The sequence below is a fragment of the Lentilactobacillus sp. TOM.63 genome (assembly GCF_030361045.1).
Taxonomy (GTDB): domain Bacteria; phylum Bacillota; class Bacilli; order Lactobacillales; family Lactobacillaceae; genus Lentilactobacillus; species Lentilactobacillus dabitei.
In genome coordinates this window covers 1-18,195 of record NZ_JAUCAP010000052.1, presented here as the reverse complement: position 1 = coordinate 18,195, position 18,195 = coordinate 1, and the positions used below count along the sequence as shown (strand labels likewise).

The following is an 18,195-nucleotide window of genomic DNA, read 5'->3' as shown; positions in this document are numbered from 1 at the left end:
TTCTAACGAGAAACAAAAAATCTGTCATCAGTAATAGATAAAATCTATTACCAACAACAGATATTGTAGAACCTTTTGATCAAGCAGTCTTCTTCCGCTTGTGATACAGCACGATCCTCAGTAAGCTAATCGCCACCAGAATCATCCCTAAGGCAATTTGATACGCAAAATGCATCCCCCCAACAAACCAAGCCGGATGCGCATCTGGGTAAGTGGTGATCCGTTTACCACCCTGCAGACTGATCCCAAAATACAGTAATGAGGTTGCCAGTGCCAAACCGATTGCCATCCCCAAATTTCGACCGAGGGCAGCAATGGAGCCGGCAATCCCCTGAAATTCTGGGGCAGCATTTCCCATGATCATCGGATTGTTCTGGAACGCTCCGTTGGCAGTCCCGAACAGCGCCAGACCAATTACCAGCCAAGCAAGCGACCACTGAGGCTGAATCACCATAAATATGATTTCAGGAATTAAAAAAATAAATAGTGCGTAAAATGACACCTTCTCCGCTCCAATTCGATCGGCAATATAGCCACCGGTGGGGGCACTGAAAATATTGAGAATTGGGACGGCCATCAAGATGATTCCGGCAACCGCTGAGGATAGCAGCAAGCGATCCTGCAAATAAAACGGCATGATGACATTATTGAAGTAACCGCAGGCATAGACCAACATCGCCGACAAGATTCCAAAGCTAAAGCCCAAGTTGTGGAAGATTCTCAGATCAATCAGTGGTTCCGGCACCTGGTGCTCAACCACTACAAAGATTACCAGAAGGATTCCCGTGACCACCAACAAGCCTATAATTCTTAAATCACCAAAGCCAATTACTTGGCCCCAGAAGATCATCAAGAAAAACGCGATGACCATCCCTGCATAGGCGATAAATCCCGGAAAATCAATTTTGATTCGTTGCTGAGGCATTGGCGCATGGGGGAAGAAATGATGCCCTAGTATGTAAGCAATAATCCCAATTGGCACGTTGACAAAGAAAATAAAATGCCAGTTAAACCAGGTTAAAATTAAGCCCCCAACCCCTGGGCCAGCGATATTGCCGATTTGGACAAATGAACTGTTTACCCCAAGGGCTAATCCGTGTTTATTAGGTGGGAAAATGTCGGTAATGATGCTAAAGTTAGTCGCCATCGTCATCGATGCCCCGAGCGCTTGAATCACTCTCGCCCCTAGAATCATCGGCAAATTAACGCTAAGACCGCAAAAGAGTGATCCCAGGACAAAAATAATCGTTCCGGTTTGGAAAATTCGAACCCGGCCAATTTGATCTGACAGCTTGCCAAAGAAGATTAGTAAGACACAAATCAACACCAAATAGACTGACACGATCCATTCGGCTTGATTATTCAAAATATTGAGATCTCGTGACATCTTTGGAATCGCGATGTTCACAATACTGGCATCGATTGTTGACATGAAAGATACAATCGATGTCGACATCAGTAAAATCCATTGATTCTGTTGCTTCATGGGTCAACCTTCTATTCTGACAATTATTTTTGAATGGCATGACTCACAATGATGTGTTGTCGCTTGGGCTTCTCCGTTTGGAAGAGCAACTTTACAGCTGATCGACCCATTTCATTTGGGTTCAGGTCAACTGAATGAAAGTGCTGATCAGTCAGTTCATTCGGCAAAGAGTTGTTATACCCTACCACTTCGATTTCTCTGTCGGGATGAAGCAATTTAAATCGATGATAAACCTTCAAGCCGGTGAAATCATCAATTGCGACCACGCCATCCATTTGAGGATTTTCCTCGATAAATTGGTTAACCACCGCTTCATCATCATCGGGAACCGGAAAAATGACGGGTGTTTTATGAGCCAGCTTCATTTCTCGGAGATACCCGGATTTTCGGTCGATTTCGTAAGGCCAATTGTTCGTCGATTCCGCAAAAACAGGATTGTCGACATGGAGCCACTTCATTAAATAATCCACCCCATCCGCACCGGCTTCCACGTTATCATTATCAACGTACAACCAGTGCTGTCCCCCAGCTGGTTTTCCAATCGTAACAAATTCCACCGGCTCAGCTTGCAGCAGCTCAATCACCGGGTCATTTTCATGGGAATAAAGCAAAATAAACCGTTTGATTTGGGCACGGTTGATCATTGACTTCACGTTATCAAGCACTTGCTCAGTAGACTCGCCAATGGCCACTGATAGGACGTAATTGCGGGCGTTTAGCTGTTCGTTGATCCCTCGCAATAGGCCAACGTAAAAAATGTTATCGACCACCCGGTTGTTAACCGGGAAAATCACGCCGACCGAATTAGCCTCTTGATTCGTCAAGTTTCTGGCGTTGTAATTTGGCTGGTATCCCATGTCTTCAGCAACTTCTTTAACCTGGCGGCGGGTGCGGACACTAATTCGCTGATTATCATTAAGGGCTCGGGAAACGGTGGACACCGACAAGCCCAGTTTTTTTGCAATATCGCGAATCGTAGCCATAGCTTTGTACCTCTTATCTTCGTAGTTTGATGGGTCAAAAATTTCGATCACGTTAAAACTTTGTATCTTTTATTAATATTCAGCCATACTACTAGATTTTGCAAGTATTGTGTGATAATTTCATCATATGAGGTGATTACGAATATGAAAAAGAACAGATCATTAGCCGTTATTTTGACGGTTGTCGCAACATTTAGCCTATTTTTAGCTGGTTGTGGAAATTCTTCCAAAAAGAGTTCATCTAATAGCGACAGCGATAAGGCCAGCATGCAGAATCCCGTTAAGCATCAATCGGCCAAAGAAGCGTTGGTTTCCAACGACAATCTTTGGTATATGAACGGCTCAATTAACTATAAGAGTAAATCAGGCATCGACGCCTATAAGTTTGATAAGAAGAACAACACCGTCACCATTTACAGCGTTAATAAGATGTACAAGACCTACAGTCAGGCCAAGAAAGCTAATGATTTGGATAAACAGGGAACATTGAAGTATTCTTTCAAGAACGATTCTAAAGATCAACCAGTGATTTATATGAAGGGAAAGCTCTCAGATATCCCAATGGACCAGACTGTTTCCGTTAAGGACAAGGTTTCTGGAACGTACAAAGCAGCTAATTTGAAAGTTTCGGGTTATCAAGTTGTCCGCAATTTGGACGACGATCCCGCTAAACAAGTGTTGGTAACGCCTGCACAGTAAGTAGAGAGTGGTTTAAAAAGCAACTTGGCTTTTTATTCCTATATTGATAAAACCTGCGACAAACGGCTGATCCTCGCCATTTAAGCAAAAATTAGAATGATGCGGGTAGCTAATCGTTATTAACGGTTAGCTTTTTTATATTCTTATATGCGACTGGTAACAACACAATCCAACCAAAGTCCAGCAACGATTACCACGTCCGGTAATTTTATAATCCCTTATTCGTCTAAAAAGGAGTCCAAACAGGGCTCCTTTTTTGATATCATTTTAAGTAATATTGCAGGTTTACAAATAGAAAAAAGTGGTCTGATCTCACTTAAAAATGCTTGGTATCTTCAGTGGTCGACTAGCCAACAAATTTCCATAATAGGAATGCAGCAACCAAGTATAAAATAACGTTCACAACAAAAGTCCCTTGAATAACTGCCGCCCAGTTTGACCCAAAATGAGTGATAATCATCCCCATTATCGCTGTCCCAAACAGACCGCCAATTTGTTTGTTGGCGTTTAAGGTTGCACCGGCAATACTAGAATACTGATTACCAGCTGCCTGCATCAATAAAGTCGTACTGGCTGGCACAACCACCCCAATGCCAATACTCATGATGGCAAAGTTGAGGATGATTGCCCAGATTGGAATTGGATGAGCTAAGGATGAAACGCCTAACATCGCCATTGCACCAATTAGCGTCACGATCGTCGCACAGATTGCTAACTTTTGTGGGCCAATTTGGGTGGCATATTTGGTATAAAAGATATTACCAATGATGAGGACCGTCATCCCAGGTAGAATTAACAAACCAGCAACTAGCGATGACAAATGCAATGCCATCTGATAATAAAGGCCAAGAACCAGCACAATCCCATATAGCGACACATTGGTTAGAAAACCAACAAGATTAGTCGCCGTAAACTCTGGCTTTCTGAGTAAAATCTTTGGAATGATCGGTGCCGGACTATGGGTGACACGAATTATGAACCCAATTCCTAACAAGACAGCGGCAGCTAAGAACGCCAGAATTCGCCAACGCGCATAGCCAAATTGATTACCCTCGACCAGAAAAATCACTAAGCTGGAAATAACCAGAACCAGCAAAAAGTTACTTAAAACATCAATTTTTGCCCTTGAGTTTGGGGTGTCCCGCTGAACAGTCAGCAAAACATATGTAACGGTAATCAAGCCTAAGGGGACATTAATCAAAAACACGCTCCGCCAGCCAAAATATTGGATTAAGGTGCCGCCGATAAACGAACCAGTCCCAGTCGCCACCGAAATAATTGTCGTCCAGATGCCAAGCATTTTGGGAAATTCACCCGTATCCGAAAAGCTTCGGTAAAGAATTGCCATCGAGGCTGGCATAAATAACGCGGCACCTAATCCTTGAATAAACCGAAACCCGATCAAGAGATAAATATTGCCAGCCAACGAACAGCTGAGTGAGGCAATGACAAAGAGTAGCATTCCCGTCATCAACGTTTTCCGGGCGCCAAATTTGGTCGCTAAATTCCCCGCCAACAACAGGAACGTCCCAAGGGCTAGCGTGTAGGCATTAATAATCCAAACTGATTCACTAATCGACACCACTAGAAATTTCTTGATTTCCGGCACTGCTAAAACCACTCCGGTCGTATCCAGAACCGCCATGACAAATCCTAATGATAAAACAACTAGCAGCGTTAATGGTCTGGCTTTCGTTGCCTTGATACCTTCATCCATAACTTGAATCCTCCTAATTTTTTTTGAACCAACAATCGTGGAAAAGAATCCGTGATTGTTGTAAAATAATAGTCATAATTGAGATAATAAATATCCCTAATTAATCTCAAAAAATCTCAATTAGCTATTCGAAACCATTGGGGATATCTTTTGTCTCTAATTAATAACTATTAATATAATTTTGCTAAAGGAGAATGTCAAGTGAAAATTTCGTCTGGTTTGGAGCAGAGCATCTACGTCTTATTAATTCTCTCAAGATTGCCTCAGGGTGCAGCCCTTAACTCGGCGGTCATCAGTGACCGTCTAAACGTTTCGCACTCCTATCTCAAAAAAATCATGAAATCTTTAGTTCATGAGGGACTGGTCAATTCAACTACAGGTAAAAATGGTGGTTTCTCCCTCTCACGACCAATTGATAAAATCAACTTATATCAAGTTTTTGGTGCAATTGAGGGAAAGGGCAGCATTTTTAACAGTCAGTACCTGATCAACGATTTTATTGAGGGCAAAGATGATGGCAACGAAAAAGAATGCGTGATTTCATCCGTAATGGATACGGTCGAAGAAAAACTCAGGACTTCATTAGAGTCGGTTCCGCTATCTCAGATAATGAGTAACATCAAGAAGACCTATGATGTCGGCCAACTGGATCAATGGATTACTGAAGTAACCAGTGGAACTGGAGTTAAGTAAGTAATTGAAATGATAATGGATTATAAAAAACGCGAGCCAAGATTGGTGTTAGCTCACGTTTTTTTAAATATTTATTCATGATCATATGAACCGAACAATAACTAAAAAGTCATTAGTCAGGTCCCTGATTATCCGGTATCATTAAAAAGCCGTCCGCCTTTTCTACAACTCATCATTTGTAGAAGGGAGGTGTTATTTAAGGCTTCCCTGTTAATCCAGTTATCCATCGCTATCTTGGCTGGCATTATTGTAACACTTTTCGCCAAATGGTTGAATAAACATTAGTTTTATGAAGGACGGCATATTTCAACCATTCTACATAAAAAAGGAACCCCTGACCGGGTTCCTTTTTGCGTATCTATGACTTCCCTTGTCATCTTGAATAATATCCAATAAAAGGCTAAGTGTCAAACAAGTTTACCTAGTTTTCATACTCAAAGTTCAAATCCTGCAACGTATTCATATTAACCAATACCGATTGAATATCATCGATCAGCGCCAGGGCAACCACAGCACCAGAGCCTTCACCGACTGCCATTCCTAACTGAAGTAACGGCTTTAAATCGAGATAATCCAGCACCCGTTGCGCCCCCTTTTCACCAGACAAATGAGAAGCAATCAGGTGACCAGTAATATCAGGATAAAAGGCTTTGGCCAACACCGCAGCGGCATCTGAAATGAAGCCATCCATAATGACCGGCACGCCGACTTCTGCCCCGGCAATCATCGTCCCCACTGTCGCCCCAATTTCAAAGCCGCCCACCTTGCTTAAGACGCCAAGTGGATCTGCTTTGTCTGGCCTGCGAGCAGTCAAAATATCTTTGATGACTTGCTTCTTGTGCTCAAACTGCTTCACCGAAATATCAGATCCCTTATCCACAATGTCATCGACCGGCAGTGCAAGCATCGTTGACACAATCGCCGATGATGCACTGGTATTGCCGAGACCAACTTCGCCTAGCAACAACAACTGGTTGCCGTCAGCGATTGCCTGCTTGGCATTGTCATAGCCGGTTTGAATTGACTTAACAGCATCTTGCCGACTCATCGCATCGCTTGTCAGCATGTTCTTGGTGCCGCGCTGAATCTTCTCGTTCACCATCTTGGTTGTCTGATAGCCCCCAGCCAGACCAATATCAAACACCTTGACTTCACAACGATTCCGCATTGCCAAGGCGTTCACGCAAGCGTGACCTTCCGCGACGTTCGCCGACAAAACGTTGGAAAGCGGTTCTGACGTCGCCGACACCGCCTCTGAAACAATCCCATGATCGGCACAGTATACCAAGCAGATCCGTTTATCAATTTTCAAATCAGTGGTTTCTTGAATCCCAGCCAACTTATCAGCCAATCGTTCCAGCTGGCCCAGTCCCTTAATTGGTTTGGACAAATTATCCAGCTTATCCTGCATCTCGGCCTGAGCCGCCTTAGAAATTGCGTGGAGTTGAATTTGATCAAATGGTTTTTGCATTTCGGTTGCCTTCTTCGTCAATAATTTAGTCATACAAGCTTAGTTTAACCAGGCCAGAAACCGATTACAATTGAAAAAAATCTCAGCTGCTGATAATGAACAATAATGTGCTATTTCATGCCCACTTACTCTGAAAAACACAAAAAAACACCACCCGAAGATCATTCAAGTGATGCCACAGTTAATTTTATCTTCATTAAGCCAATGAATCCCATGCTGGCAATTCAACTGGTGCTTGTTTGAGTAAGGCTTGCTGCTCTTGAGTCAGATACTTCTTGTGCACCACGACTTCATAAACATAGTCGTTCATCCAGTCGTCGCTCATGGTGAAGTAGCCTTTGACGCCGTTCTTGTCACCCCAAGAATTTTCAACCTTCCACTTGGTTGGCTTGCCGTCATCGTCCAAGTCCACCCCAGCTAAGGTCATTGCGTGGGACACCTCGGCTTGGTGATAGGCCAATCGGTTGGCCTTGTCCATTTCCAAGTTAGTTCCAAATAAGTCTGAGTAGCGATACAAATGACTATCCAAGTAACCTTTTTTACGATCCATTTGTTCCAAGACATCGTTGCCGAACCAAACTGTCTCACCGTCTTTAAGCTGAGCGATCGCGGCCTGCTTTAACGTTGCCATTGGCAGGTTCAAAAATTCGATCTGCTTGCCGCCGACCACGTTGTCCTCGCTGGGCATTGAATACAGTTTATTCAACGGCTTATCCGGCGAATTAGTGGCAACCACGTAATCATCTAAGTCAACACCAAAGTATTGGTCATAAAATTCCTGAGGCGTTAATCCCGAGATCTTGTGGTACTTTTTATCATCATCCAGATATTCAAAGTCAACAGTTGTTGGCGGCTCGCCAAACGAATAAGCGGTGATTCGATAGACTTCGCTCAACATCTGTTTACGGGCAGCCGCAATTTCTTTATCAGATTTCTGGGCATTCACCATGTCCCGTAACTTCATCCCGTCAATTCGCAGTTTGCGATTCATCACCGTGTCGAAAGCACCGGTATTTTCCACGTTACTGGTTTCTGGATACTGGCTCACCGGCATCACGCCGTACTTTTGAACCAAGGCAGCCGCCATTGCCCATTGACCGCCATCACCACCGGGGAGACTCAAATAAAAGTCAACTTCCCGATCATCGGCTGGCCGCGTTGCCGTTGCCAAAATGTGATCATAAAAAATGTTGGCTTCTTCGATCTTGTCCCAGAAGAACAAGTACTTTTGGGATAAGTTGAAGTCCTTGACCTTATACTTCTTCGCGAACCCATGCCGCAACGTGTTGACCAACGAAAACAGCCAGCAGCGGCCACTTTGTTTCTGATTGGTCACTGAACCAGTCTGCAAGTCAACGGAGAAGACTGGATCCAACCGAACTTCGGCGTCCGGATCCTGAGCAGTCTGGTTAATCCCGTTTTGCGTCACAATTCGGGACAGTAAATCGCTTTTAGGGGCCTGCTTAAAATCTGTGTGTAGTCGATCAAAATCTTGTTTATCTAACGAATTTGTTAATTGATCCATTGGAATGATCCTTTCTAAATATGATATTTTTGAAACTTGTCATTATGATATAGGTTGATTACCAATCATGCTGACAGGATGAATTTGCAGTCATAGATAAGTACATATTAATTTTAATAGTATTCAAAATATAGTATAATACCATTGTATCCAATCTAAGAATAAAATACGTCATCAAAAGGAAGTGGCACTCATGGCTATCAAAGAAAAGCCAAAGAAAAAGATTCAGGTTAATATTGACAGAGATATTGCCAACCAGGCCGAACAGGTTTTTAATGAAATCGGCCTTAATCAAACCAGTGCGCTAACTGCGTTTTACAAAAAGGTGATTGCCGAGGGCGGGATGCCGTTTGATTTAAAAATGACTGACACCCAAAAAGCGACCCTATCCATTCTTAACAATACCAAAGATACGCCAATGCATACCTTTAAAGATGCAAAGGAAGTTCAGAAATGGCTGGATAATCCGGATGAAGACTAATGATATTGTCAGTTTATACGTCAGTTTTGTTGAAACGGGTAGTGGCAAGAAAAGGCCTGTTCTTGTGAGAACCATCAATGACAAGTACATTCAAGCCTTCAAAATTACGACAAAGTATCACAATAAGTCCCCTCACATTCAGCGTCAATATTTTCATATCCATGACTGGCGTCAAGCTGGTCTGTACAAGGAGTCATGGGTTGATATTGGTCAAATTTTGAATTTCCCAAAAATCGGGTTAACTTTTAAGACTATTGGTCGTTTATCTAATCAAGATATCCTAAACCTTGACACGTTTATCAAAAATTTCAAGTTAAGCTCTCATAAAGATGAGTTGTGAAGCCCAAGGATGAAGCAAATTGTCATAATTTGTTTCATCCTTTTTGGTCTCCAAAACTTGTTATTCTGACGAAACTACCTAGATTCGTTTCCTTAACTTAGGAGTCACCAAGTAAGCAATCACCGCACCCACCAGTCCTTGAATCAGGTTAGTGCCAATGCCGACAAGCCCGGCGTACATCGTATACAGAACCGAATCGGCCACAAAATAGCCGATGACCATGATCACAATTCCAACACTGACTGCGATTAATTTGGTCCATTTCTTATCGGTATTTTTTCCCGCGATCAGGCCAACGATCAGCCCTTCTGCACCGTGAACGATCAGTGAGAACCACATATACTGGCCATATCCGGAAATCAGGTCCAGTAGAAAACCACTGGCACCACCGACAACTCCACCAACTCTCGGTCCAAGTAGCAGGGCACTAATAAAAATTCCGGCATCACATAAGTTGACATTACCGTGGGTCATTGGAACAGGAATGATAAAGAAGCGACTAATCGCAACCGTCACCGCAATGAACATCGCTGTTAGGACTACCTTAAAAATATCTGTGCTTACCTTGCCGCCAACACTTTTTCGATCCATCAACTCATTCCTCCTAATATGTCATCTTCTTTGTTTGCTGATGTAAACTCGTACTTTGCGCGTTCGCCGCCAATCAATTTTGGCCGAGACGCTAAACAAACCACGTTGGCTGCACCCACCTGGCGGTGACTCATTCGGATTGGAATTTGAACATACTTGACGTGCATCCCAATTTCTGTGCCACCAATATCGATGCCACCAAATGCAGTAATATGTTCAACCTCAACTGGATCGCGCATCTTTTCGTACGCCGCTACTTGCGTTCCCCCGCCGGCATGCATGGCCGGAACCACGGACACAATTTCCAAGTCATGCTTTTCGGCAACTGACCGCTCAACCAATAAGGCGCGATTGATGTGTTCGCAGCCCTGAATGGCAAGGTTGATGTGCCGGGGAACCAAGAACTTGTTTAAGGTGTCCACAAATGCATTGCCAACATCTAACCGAGAATTCGTCCCTTTCCAGTCACCACTAATCTCACTGGTGCTGCAGCCCACAACAAACAACCCATTTTCTGGAAATTTCACCTTATCAAAATATTCAGTCAACACGGTGCCCAAATCATCTTTAATCGTTTGGAGTAACATATTGTCACACTTCTTCCCTATTTTGGCCGAGCGTAAATCTGGCAACATCATACAACGTTTTGGTTAAATCTAGTCCATATTTTCGATCACTTGTCGGTCGATGATTGGTTTGGACAACCGCTTCGTAAGTTCCGAAGACCGCCCGTTTTACAGCAGCTTCGAAGTTCATTTCAAAGTTCAGGTAGCCACCTAGCAACGCCGCAAACAGATCACCGGTCCCATAAAAGTGACCTGGCAGGATCGGTGAGCTGATCCAAATGAGTTTGCCTTCCTTCAAAAAGCAGCTGCCAATCCCACCATCCCGTTTAACCCCGGTGATAATCACCGTGGCCTTGGTATCACAGGCGTGAATTGCGGCGATCAATTGGTCATCGGTTGATTGTTCCGTTGGGTTGGTTCCGCTCAAAAGCCCTAATTCGGTGACGTTAGGGGTGATTACGGTTGCAATCCTGACCAGTTGCTTGATCGCATTAAGATAATCCGCATCAAAGCCAGCGTACATTTCGCCCCGGTCACCCATTACCGGATCAATCAGAATCCGTTTTAAATTCAATTGAGTCAGGTGATCAGCCAGTTGGCGACACGTTTGAGTCTTACCAACATAGCCAATCACCGTGGATCCAATATTCAAGTCTGTCAAATGATCCCAATGTTTGAAAGCCTTGGTCATCCATTCATCCAGGTTCAGAATAGCAGGCTTACCAAATCCTTCACTTTGAGTCGATAAAATCTCAGTTGGCACGGCCACTGTTTGAATCCCAAACGCGGCAAATGTTGAAATAGCAGCAGTTATTGACATTCTCCCAACCGCAGAAAAGTCCTCAGCAACCAACAATTTTGAATCAAAGATACTATCACTCCTTCAGCGAAACCTATTACGAACAATTGTACCGCATTTGCGGGCGGAAATTAACGGTTTACACATTATCCTCTCATAAGCACAGGTTAAGTATACCAAGTTGAGTAGTAGTTACCAATTCTTTTTTGAGTAAGTGATCGATTTTCAAAAGAAGTAGAAATAGATCCGTCTCAAGTAGCAAAAGTCCGTCTCTGCCTCACTCAATTTTGGTGTAACAAAATTCGTTTACTTCTTGCCCTCTTTCACATTAAAAGGTATGCTTTTATTAATATATTTCTCATAATTTATGATAGGAGTGATATGATGCTCGCCTGGATTAGCCTGCAACACAGCATCATCGAGATCCAAGCACTTCAGTTAACCGTTTTCTAATTCAATAAACTGGAGTGCATTAAAATGAAAATTAACTATCCGACTAACATTGCCAAAGGCTACACATACAGCTTTTTATCCTGGTTCGGGATTACCGGCCTGTGGGTCATGTATCTGCAGACTAAGGGCCTCAGCCTGGTTGAAATCGGCTTATGTGAGAGCATCTTTCACGTTGCCAGCTTTATCTTTGAAGTCCCTTCCGGCGTGTTAGCCGACCGCTTTTCGTACCGCTTCGATCTATTTTGGGGACGGGTCGCAGCGATTGTTTCCGCTTTGATCATGCTGCTTGGCCAAAATTTCTGGTTATTTGCCGTAGGATTTGTGCTGAACGCGTTATCGTATAATTTGCAATCGGGTACCATTGACGCCTTGCTTTATGATTCGCTAATCCCAGCCAAGTTGGCCGACAAGTATCCCAAAGTCGCCAGCAACGTTGACATTGTGATTGAATTTGCCGACACAGCGGGCATTGTGATTGCTGGATTCTTAGTCCATTGGTATTTTGAGCTAACCTATGTCATTTCAATCTTCGCGAGTTTCTTCGGTATCATCACCGTTCTCCTATTTAAGGAGCCTAGGATCACGAAACCAAAAGCAACTGCCGATCAACCGACCATCAAATCAATTGTGACCACTTCATGGCAGGTTTTAAAACACAATCACCAGCTGCGAAACTTGATGTTGTTTGATGCCTTCTTTGCCAGTATTTGTACGACCTACTACTATTATTTTCAGTCGTTAATGGAAACTGATTCTTTTTCTGGCTGGATGATCTCCGCATTGATGATTCTATCAGCGCTGATTAACATCGCGGGCATTCGAGTGACGCCTCAGATTCAGGCTCATTTTTCCAAACGCTCGTTAATCCTACTGTTAAGCTTGAGTCTGGTCGTTCTATTACTGTTGAGCTGGATTAACTCGACACCGCTATTGGTAGAGGTATTCTTGCTGTCACAACTATTAGGTGCCCTGATCACTCCAATCTTCAGCGATTATTACAATACCATGATTGCCTCTGAACAACGGGCCACCCTACTAAGTGTCGCGAGTGTCCTCTTCTCGATGGCGATGATTGTCATATTCCCAGCAATGGGCTGGTTAATCCAAAATCATGGTTTTTCAGCTGCGTTTGGCTTAATCGGCGTGGGTATGCTGATTATTTTAGTGCTGATGCAAAAGTCTTTCCGAACAAATTAAATATCGAAACTGGGATTCGGTATCCTGATCCTGGCACTTAAGCCAAAAGTCGCGTCATCAGTCCGATCTGGGAATGATGACGCGACTTGTTTGTTTAGTGGCAGAGATTAATAATTTATCACTTTTTCGGTTCCAACATGATAATGATTGAAATCATTTTCACTTTGGCTTATTTGTTTTCAAGTAGTGCCTTACCTTTGGCGTAGTTAACTTGCCGTTCACTCTCTGGCATCATACTGCCACCAGTTGCCCAAACGATATGAGTAGCATTAGCGGAATTAAAGGCTGGCACGTGGTCAATCAATGGCTCGATTGCTGTAAATCCAGCAGCTGCGGAAGGCTCAACCGTAATTTCTTGTGTATCGGTAAGCTGGGTGACGTAGCGGTAGATGGTCGGATCTTCAAAAGTTGCGCAACCAAACAGCAATGTCCGCATCACTTTACCAGCCAATCGCGATGGTCGGCCAACTGCCAACCCGTCGGCCGCAGTGAGGCCATCCAACCCAATATCATAAACGGAAATCTGATTATTGAGTCCGGTCATCATCCCCAATGTAACCGATGGTACGTGGGTCGGTTCGCAAAAGATGGCGTGAATATATGGACCAATAATCGTCTTTAGCCCAAACGTCACCCCACTGGGACTGTCGCCAACCCCAGCTGGCAGGTAAACCAAAACCGGATGGGTGCGGTCAACTTTGATATGACGCTGCTTAAATTGTTCCTGCAGCCGAACTGCGGCGACAGAATAGCCTAAGAACAGGTCAGTAGAACCTTCGTCATCAATAAAATGAACGGTTGGGTCTTTTTGGGCTGCGGTCCTGGCAATCGACATAACTTCAGAAAAGTTGGTTTGATACTCCATCACCGTAACCCCGTTGGCCCGCAACTTATCTTTCTTCCACTGTTTGGCGTCATGGGACATATAGACGGTGGTCTTGAAACCAAAAGTAGCGGCCATGATGCCGACACTGAGCGCCAGATTCCCAGTCGAAGCTACGGCGATTCCGTAGTGAGCAAAGAGTTGCTTATACTGGTCAGTGGCCAGAATACTGTAATCATCCATGTAGGCCAAGTCTGTATGTGCCATCGCAACCTCTTCAGCAAACTTCAGCACTTCATAAATCCCACCACGAGATTTGATGGAACCCGAAATCGGTAGTTCATTATCAGCCTTCAAATATAATTTGCCAGTTAAAGACTGATGATGATCCGCATTCCACTGTGCCTTCATCTGATCTAGTTCGATTAACGGTGACTCAATCACCCCATGCATACTGGCAGTTTCTGGGAATACCCGTTCCAAATAGGGTGCAAACCGTTCCCAGCGAGCTACCGCATCAAAAATATCGGCCTTGCTAAATGGCAGCTCAGCCCGCTGCCCATAATCTGGATTCTGCCAAAAAATGGGTTCTTGTGAAATCAATTGACTAATTTGTGGATGCTTTGTCACTAAAGATTGCTCAATTGTCATCGCTATCGTCCCCTGTAGTTCAATGTTTTAGGAATAGTATAGTGCTTAAAGCTTCCAACTGAGTGAGAGTTAAATTAAACTTTGTTAATTATTAAACATGCTACCAAAGCGGTGTGAATCACCTCACCCACTAAAAGCCTTGGGCCGCTTGTTGAATTGCTTGTGGCACCGTAAATTTTTTGACCTTGTTGATGTGATGATACGTGCCAGTTACCTTTTCAGTCACCGATTTCTTAGTGAGTTTGTCCCGATACTTCATTGAAATAAACGTTTTGGTGGGCAGTGACGTTTTTTTATTGAGGGTGTACCGATACTCGAAATGGGTAATCCGAACGTTTTTCAATGTCTTGTTGGCCTGCTTGCCAGCCTCAGAGACAATGATCTGTTTAGCTGCCTTCACCCCAGCTGGATTGACGCCTTTATATGAAAGTGTGTAGGTCTGGTCACGCTCTTTGAGTTTCAAATCTGATTTGAGATGCGTCAGGACGGCTGCGTTACCAGAAGCCGTCAATTGGCGTTTAAGTTGCTTGACCAATTCACTCTTCTGATTAACTTTGCCTTTATACCAAGTGTTTTCAGACTTCATATACATATTGTTCTGATCAAAATAGTAATGATCAACCAACTTACCACCGTTGCCCAGCGTGACCTTCATGATCATGGGGTTCAAGTGAAATTGACCGGAAACCAGGCCCGTGGTTGCCTGACCCTTATGGATCGTTTTGATAACTAAGCGAGAGCGACCACTTTTAACTGACTTAACCGCCTTGATCGCCTTTTGAGCAATTTGGGTGGCACTTGGTTGATGATTAGCCTTCTTGGAACTACAGCCGGCTGTCAGGATGCCGAGGACAGCAACCGCCAAAACAACGAATTTTTTCATTTGGATCCCCCCAATAGTGATTATTTCTTTCATAATAGCATAGTCCAGAAGCAGGCGATACACATCGTCAGTTGGCTTTCATTGTTTCTTTACCGATTTGTTAATGCAAGTGCCAAACTGCTGATCTTAGTCAGTTAATCAAAATAAGGATGGTCATTAGTCTGCAAAGTGTTTATAAATGCAACTTAGCTTGCCATTCTTATATTGATAAAACTTGCGACAAACGGCTGATCCCAGCCATTTAAGCCAAAAAAGTAATGCATTCCAAAACCAGAACGCATTACTTTTTTCACTTAAATTCTGGGATCAAATCGCCTTTCGTCCCAATCTCATGATTGTTAAAAGTCATCAAAGAATCAATGGGTTATCCCGGATTAACCGTCGCCCAGAGAAACGCGTAGCCACAGACTAAGACAATTAATGGCAACCAATGGGCCAATAATACCTTTTTGGTAATTTTAGACCATCTATGGAAGTAGTAAACACTCCGACTGGATTTGACCCGCTCGATAATTTGAAACGCGGTAATCGTCGCACAATAGACCAATAAGGCATACACTAATATGAACGCAAAATCGGCCCCAATCCCAACTATACTACTGCCCATCGCGATAAACACAAGCTGCCAGATATAGGTAACCAACAAGCCAAAATAGACTAGGTTGGGAATCAAGATTGCAAAGCGGTATGGAATTAGTGAGAAAGCCACGTAAACAACCAACAACAGGATCCCTCGCAGCAACCCTTGTAAGATCCGACCGTCATTTCTCATAAATGTCACAGTAAGTGGCTGGGCTTTATATGTCATGGCACAGAAGACAATTGCTAAGGCCGCCCAGATGGCTAAAAATATGTAAGTTGATCGGTGTAATTTGAGGTTGGCTAACACGATAAAACTCCTTTGAAATAATGTGGGCCGACTATCTTTGCGGCTGTCCCTACTTATTTTACCAGATTATCAGTGCGCCCAAGTGATAAATTTTGAAAATCACCCTTACCCGGTCATACCATCTTGCTTAATATATGCATCAACGAGATTGTCTGTCCGTTGGGCTTCCAGAAACTCAGCCGGCGTTCCCATAAACCGAATTTTGCCATTCTCTAGAAATAGCAAATTATAATCATCGCTCGTAATATTCTGAAATTGGTGAGAAGTCATGATGACCTTCTTGCCTTGTTGATTCAACTCTCGAATTTTACTAATGGCGCGGTTCGCCATTTTTGGATCCAAGCCACTTTCTGGTTCGTCAAAAAGATAAAGTTCGCGATTCAAACGGGAAATGATGTCGATAATCACCAACCGTTTCTGGCCACCGGAAAGTTTGCCAAATTTAGTATTTGCAACTTTTGCCAGGCCATCCGGCAGATCGTCAATCGCAAATTTGTGGTTCGTGTTTTCGATTGCCATCACCATTTTGAATGTTTGAAACACGGTTGCTTCAGCCATGAAAGGAACCCCTTGCAGCTGATAAGCAATTTGCTTGAAATCCGGAAACCCAATGAAGTTTTCGGCGGGTCGCGGATTAACCGTTGAAATGAAATCTAATAACGTCGTCTTACCCGCACCATTTGGGCCCAGCAAAACGTTTACCTTGTCATCCGCAAAGTTTGCATTCAAATCATCGTATAATTGTCTGCCATCAGGTAACTGATAGCTGAAATGTGTAATTTCCATCCTATTTCTCCTTCAAGCCCGACTGGTAGATGAGTTGAGGCTCATGCGCGAGATAACCACGTTGCTCACAATCGTGTAAACCACCGCCACCACAGCCAACATCACTAAATAACTGACATGATGAGAAACCCCGGGAATCATCAGGATGTATGCTCTGATAATGAAGTTACCAGGATTGATCGCAGCCAAGACTGTATTTAAGGCAAATGACCCAGTCGAAATATAAGCCAAGGCCAACCCTAAAAAGATGTAGCCCGTCATCAAGGCGCCCATCGTTTGGACCTTAACCGGGGCAAGAAGAATCAGACTGGTGAAAAATGAAACAATTGGAATAATCAGGAAGTTGGCCAGCCAAGTCAGCGCCATAAATTCGATAACAGCTGGATCGACTCGATAAACAAGCGCCGCCACCACATCAAAGATTAAAATTTCAGCTTGAATAATAAAGATCTGGGGAATTAAGTTGGCATAGTAAATCAGCCGTTTATCACCGGCGATAAAGGTAAACATCTTCAAAAAGTTATTCTCCCGCATTGTGACGATTGCGGAAGTAATTTGGTTGATGACGCCCACCAGGACCATGTACGTCCAAAAGCCCGGAATCACATCGTAAAAATTGCGAACCGAATGAACGCTATTAGCGGTGAACGCATTGAACAGAAAATAAACTGTCGGAAATAACAAGGTGAATAGAAAAATTGCTTTGTCACTCAAAACAATATTGGTCTCGAACTTACTAAGCGCATAGAGCTTTTTAATCATGAATGTTTCCTTTCTTTGCCACAGCCAGATTAGAACATGAAAAGTTAGTGTGATCTGTATTTAACATGTTATCACCCCCCCATTTGGGGTCAATCACCATTTCTTATAATCTTAAATGCTTATTAGAAAAAATCAATAGCAAATCAGCAGCTGAGCCATCAACCAATTCCTGCTGATGCTGGCCATTTTGACAAAGAGTAGCTCAGACATCAGTCCGCCAAGTGTTCTTATATGTAGTTTGGCTTTCCATCTTTATATTGATAAAGCTTGCAACAAACGACTACCCCTTTTATTTAAGCCAAAAAAGTAATGCATTTCAAAACTGAAGTGAACCCCAATAGTTGGAGATAATATTTAATAATTTTTAGGCACATAACTGGTCGTTGTGAATCCGGTATTC

At 43.4% G+C, this 18,195-nt stretch carries 18 protein-coding genes; 5 read left to right on the top strand and 13 right to left on the bottom strand.

Annotated features, from left to right (window positions below; genetic code table 11):
• Positions 1 to 79 precede the first annotated feature (79 nt).
• Together QUF07_RS09935 and QUF07_RS09930 are read right to left on the bottom strand one after the other, a co-directional pair.
• Positions 80 to 1,486: an MFS transporter gene (locus QUF07_RS09935; protein WP_217164632.1), complete on the bottom strand. Its 1,407-nt coding sequence runs from the start codon at positions 1,484 to 1,486 to the stop codon at positions 80 to 82.
• A gap of 23 nt (positions 1,487 to 1,509) precedes the next feature.
• Positions 1,510 to 2,469, bottom strand: a complete 960-nt coding sequence (locus QUF07_RS09930; RefSeq protein ID WP_217164630.1) for a LacI family DNA-binding transcriptional regulator — start codon at positions 2,467 to 2,469, stop codon at positions 1,510 to 1,512.
• Between the two features lie 144 nt (positions 2,470 to 2,613).
• Here QUF07_RS09930 and QUF07_RS09925 point away from each other — a divergent pair, with 144 nt between their 5' ends.
• Positions 2,614 to 3,168: a hypothetical protein gene (locus QUF07_RS09925; RefSeq protein ID WP_217164628.1), complete on the top strand. Its 555-nt coding sequence runs from the start codon at positions 2,614 to 2,616 to the stop codon at positions 3,166 to 3,168.
• Positions 3,169 to 3,514: 346 nt separating this feature from the next.
• On the opposite strand, the gene QUF07_RS09920 is transcribed toward QUF07_RS09925, so the two are convergent.
• Positions 3,515 to 4,885, bottom strand: coding sequence for an MFS transporter (locus tag QUF07_RS09920; RefSeq protein WP_289427328.1), 1,371 nt, complete (start codon positions 4,883 to 4,885; stop codon positions 3,515 to 3,517).
• Between the two features lie 201 nt (positions 4,886 to 5,086).
• Here QUF07_RS09920 and QUF07_RS09915 point away from each other — a divergent pair, with 201 nt between their 5' ends.
• Positions 5,087 to 5,578: an RrF2 family transcriptional regulator gene (locus QUF07_RS09915; RefSeq protein WP_217164624.1), complete on the top strand. Its 492-nt coding sequence runs from the start codon at positions 5,087 to 5,089 to the stop codon at positions 5,576 to 5,578.
• A gap of 421 nt (positions 5,579 to 5,999) precedes the next feature.
• On the opposite strand, the gene cobT is transcribed toward QUF07_RS09915, so the two are convergent.
• Together cobT and QUF07_RS09905 are read right to left on the bottom strand one after the other, a co-directional pair.
• Positions 6,000 to 7,049 (bottom strand): nicotinate-nucleotide--dimethylbenzimidazole phosphoribosyltransferase, encoded by a 1,050-nt coding sequence (gene cobT, locus QUF07_RS09910; RefSeq protein ID WP_289427327.1) that lies wholly within the window; start codon positions 7,047 to 7,049, stop codon positions 6,000 to 6,002.
• A gap of 196 nt (positions 7,050 to 7,245) precedes the next feature.
• Positions 7,246 to 8,574: a C1 family peptidase gene (locus QUF07_RS09905; protein WP_217165130.1), complete on the bottom strand. Its 1,329-nt coding sequence runs from the start codon at positions 8,572 to 8,574 to the stop codon at positions 7,246 to 7,248.
• A gap of 193 nt (positions 8,575 to 8,767) precedes the next feature.
• Between QUF07_RS09905 and QUF07_RS09900 the strand changes: the two genes are divergently transcribed.
• Together QUF07_RS09900 and QUF07_RS09895 are read left to right on the top strand one after the other, a co-directional pair.
• The gene (locus QUF07_RS09900) at positions 8,768 to 9,055 is read left to right on the top strand and encodes a type II toxin-antitoxin system RelB/DinJ family antitoxin (protein WP_217165129.1); all 288 of its coding nucleotides are present in this window, start codon (positions 8,768 to 8,770) and stop codon (positions 9,053 to 9,055) included.
• Positions 9,045 to 9,395: a putative type II toxin-antitoxin system PemK/MazF family toxin gene (locus QUF07_RS09895; protein ID WP_217165127.1), complete on the top strand. Its 351-nt coding sequence runs from the start codon at positions 9,045 to 9,047 to the stop codon at positions 9,393 to 9,395. The genes QUF07_RS09900 and QUF07_RS09895 overlap by 11 nt, the downstream gene beginning before the upstream one ends.
• A 78-nt stretch (positions 9,396 to 9,473) precedes the next feature.
• Here QUF07_RS09895 and QUF07_RS09890 read toward each other — a convergent pair whose 3' ends face one another.
• Genes QUF07_RS09890 through QUF07_RS09880 form a run of 3 tightly spaced genes read right to left on the bottom strand, consistent with a single transcriptional unit; the run spans position 9,474 to position 11,372 of the window.
• A complete protein-coding gene (locus QUF07_RS09890; protein WP_217165125.1) occupies positions 9,474 to 9,986 on the bottom strand; it encodes an ECF transporter S component in 513 nt (170 codons plus the stop codon).
• Complete coding sequence (locus QUF07_RS09885) at positions 9,986 to 10,573, bottom strand: TIGR01440 family protein (protein WP_289427324.1); 588 nt, start codon at positions 10,571 to 10,573, stop codon at positions 9,986 to 9,988. Before QUF07_RS09885 ends, QUF07_RS09890 begins: the two co-directional genes overlap by 1 nt.
• A 4-nt stretch (positions 10,574 to 10,577) precedes the next feature.
• Positions 10,578 to 11,372: a PfkB family carbohydrate kinase gene (locus QUF07_RS09880; protein WP_217165121.1), complete on the bottom strand. Its 795-nt coding sequence runs from the start codon at positions 11,370 to 11,372 to the stop codon at positions 10,578 to 10,580.
• A 456-nt stretch (positions 11,373 to 11,828) separates the two neighbouring features.
• Between QUF07_RS09880 and QUF07_RS09875 the strand changes: the two genes are divergently transcribed.
• Entirely contained in the window at positions 11,829 to 13,001 is a 1,173-nt protein-coding gene (locus tag QUF07_RS09875; protein WP_217165118.1) for an MFS transporter, read from the top strand.
• A 169-nt stretch (positions 13,002 to 13,170) separates the two neighbouring features.
• Here QUF07_RS09875 and dsdA read toward each other — a convergent pair whose 3' ends face one another.
• From dsdA to QUF07_RS09850, 5 genes are all read right to left on the bottom strand, one after another.
• Positions 13,171 to 14,475, bottom strand: coding sequence for a D-serine ammonia-lyase (gene dsdA, locus QUF07_RS09870; protein ID WP_289427323.1), 1,305 nt, complete (start codon positions 14,473 to 14,475; stop codon positions 13,171 to 13,173).
• A 130-nt stretch (positions 14,476 to 14,605) separates the two neighbouring features.
• Positions 14,606 to 15,358, bottom strand: coding sequence for a DUF6612 family protein (locus QUF07_RS09865; protein WP_217165115.1), 753 nt, complete (start codon positions 15,356 to 15,358; stop codon positions 14,606 to 14,608).
• Between the two features lie 364 nt (positions 15,359 to 15,722).
• Positions 15,723 to 16,247: a hypothetical protein gene (locus tag QUF07_RS09860; RefSeq protein WP_217165113.1), complete on the bottom strand. Its 525-nt coding sequence runs from the start codon at positions 16,245 to 16,247 to the stop codon at positions 15,723 to 15,725.
• A 105-nt stretch (positions 16,248 to 16,352) separates the two neighbouring features.
• A complete protein-coding gene (locus QUF07_RS09855) occupies positions 16,353 to 17,033 on the bottom strand; it encodes an AAA family ATPase (RefSeq protein WP_289427321.1) in 681 nt (226 codons plus the stop codon).
• A 12-nt stretch (positions 17,034 to 17,045) separates the two neighbouring features.
• On the bottom strand, positions 17,046 to 17,795 hold the full coding sequence (locus QUF07_RS09850) for a hypothetical protein (RefSeq protein WP_217342091.1): 750 nt from the start codon (positions 17,793 to 17,795) through the stop codon (positions 17,046 to 17,048).
• Between the last annotated feature and the right edge of the window lie 400 nt (positions 17,796 to 18,195).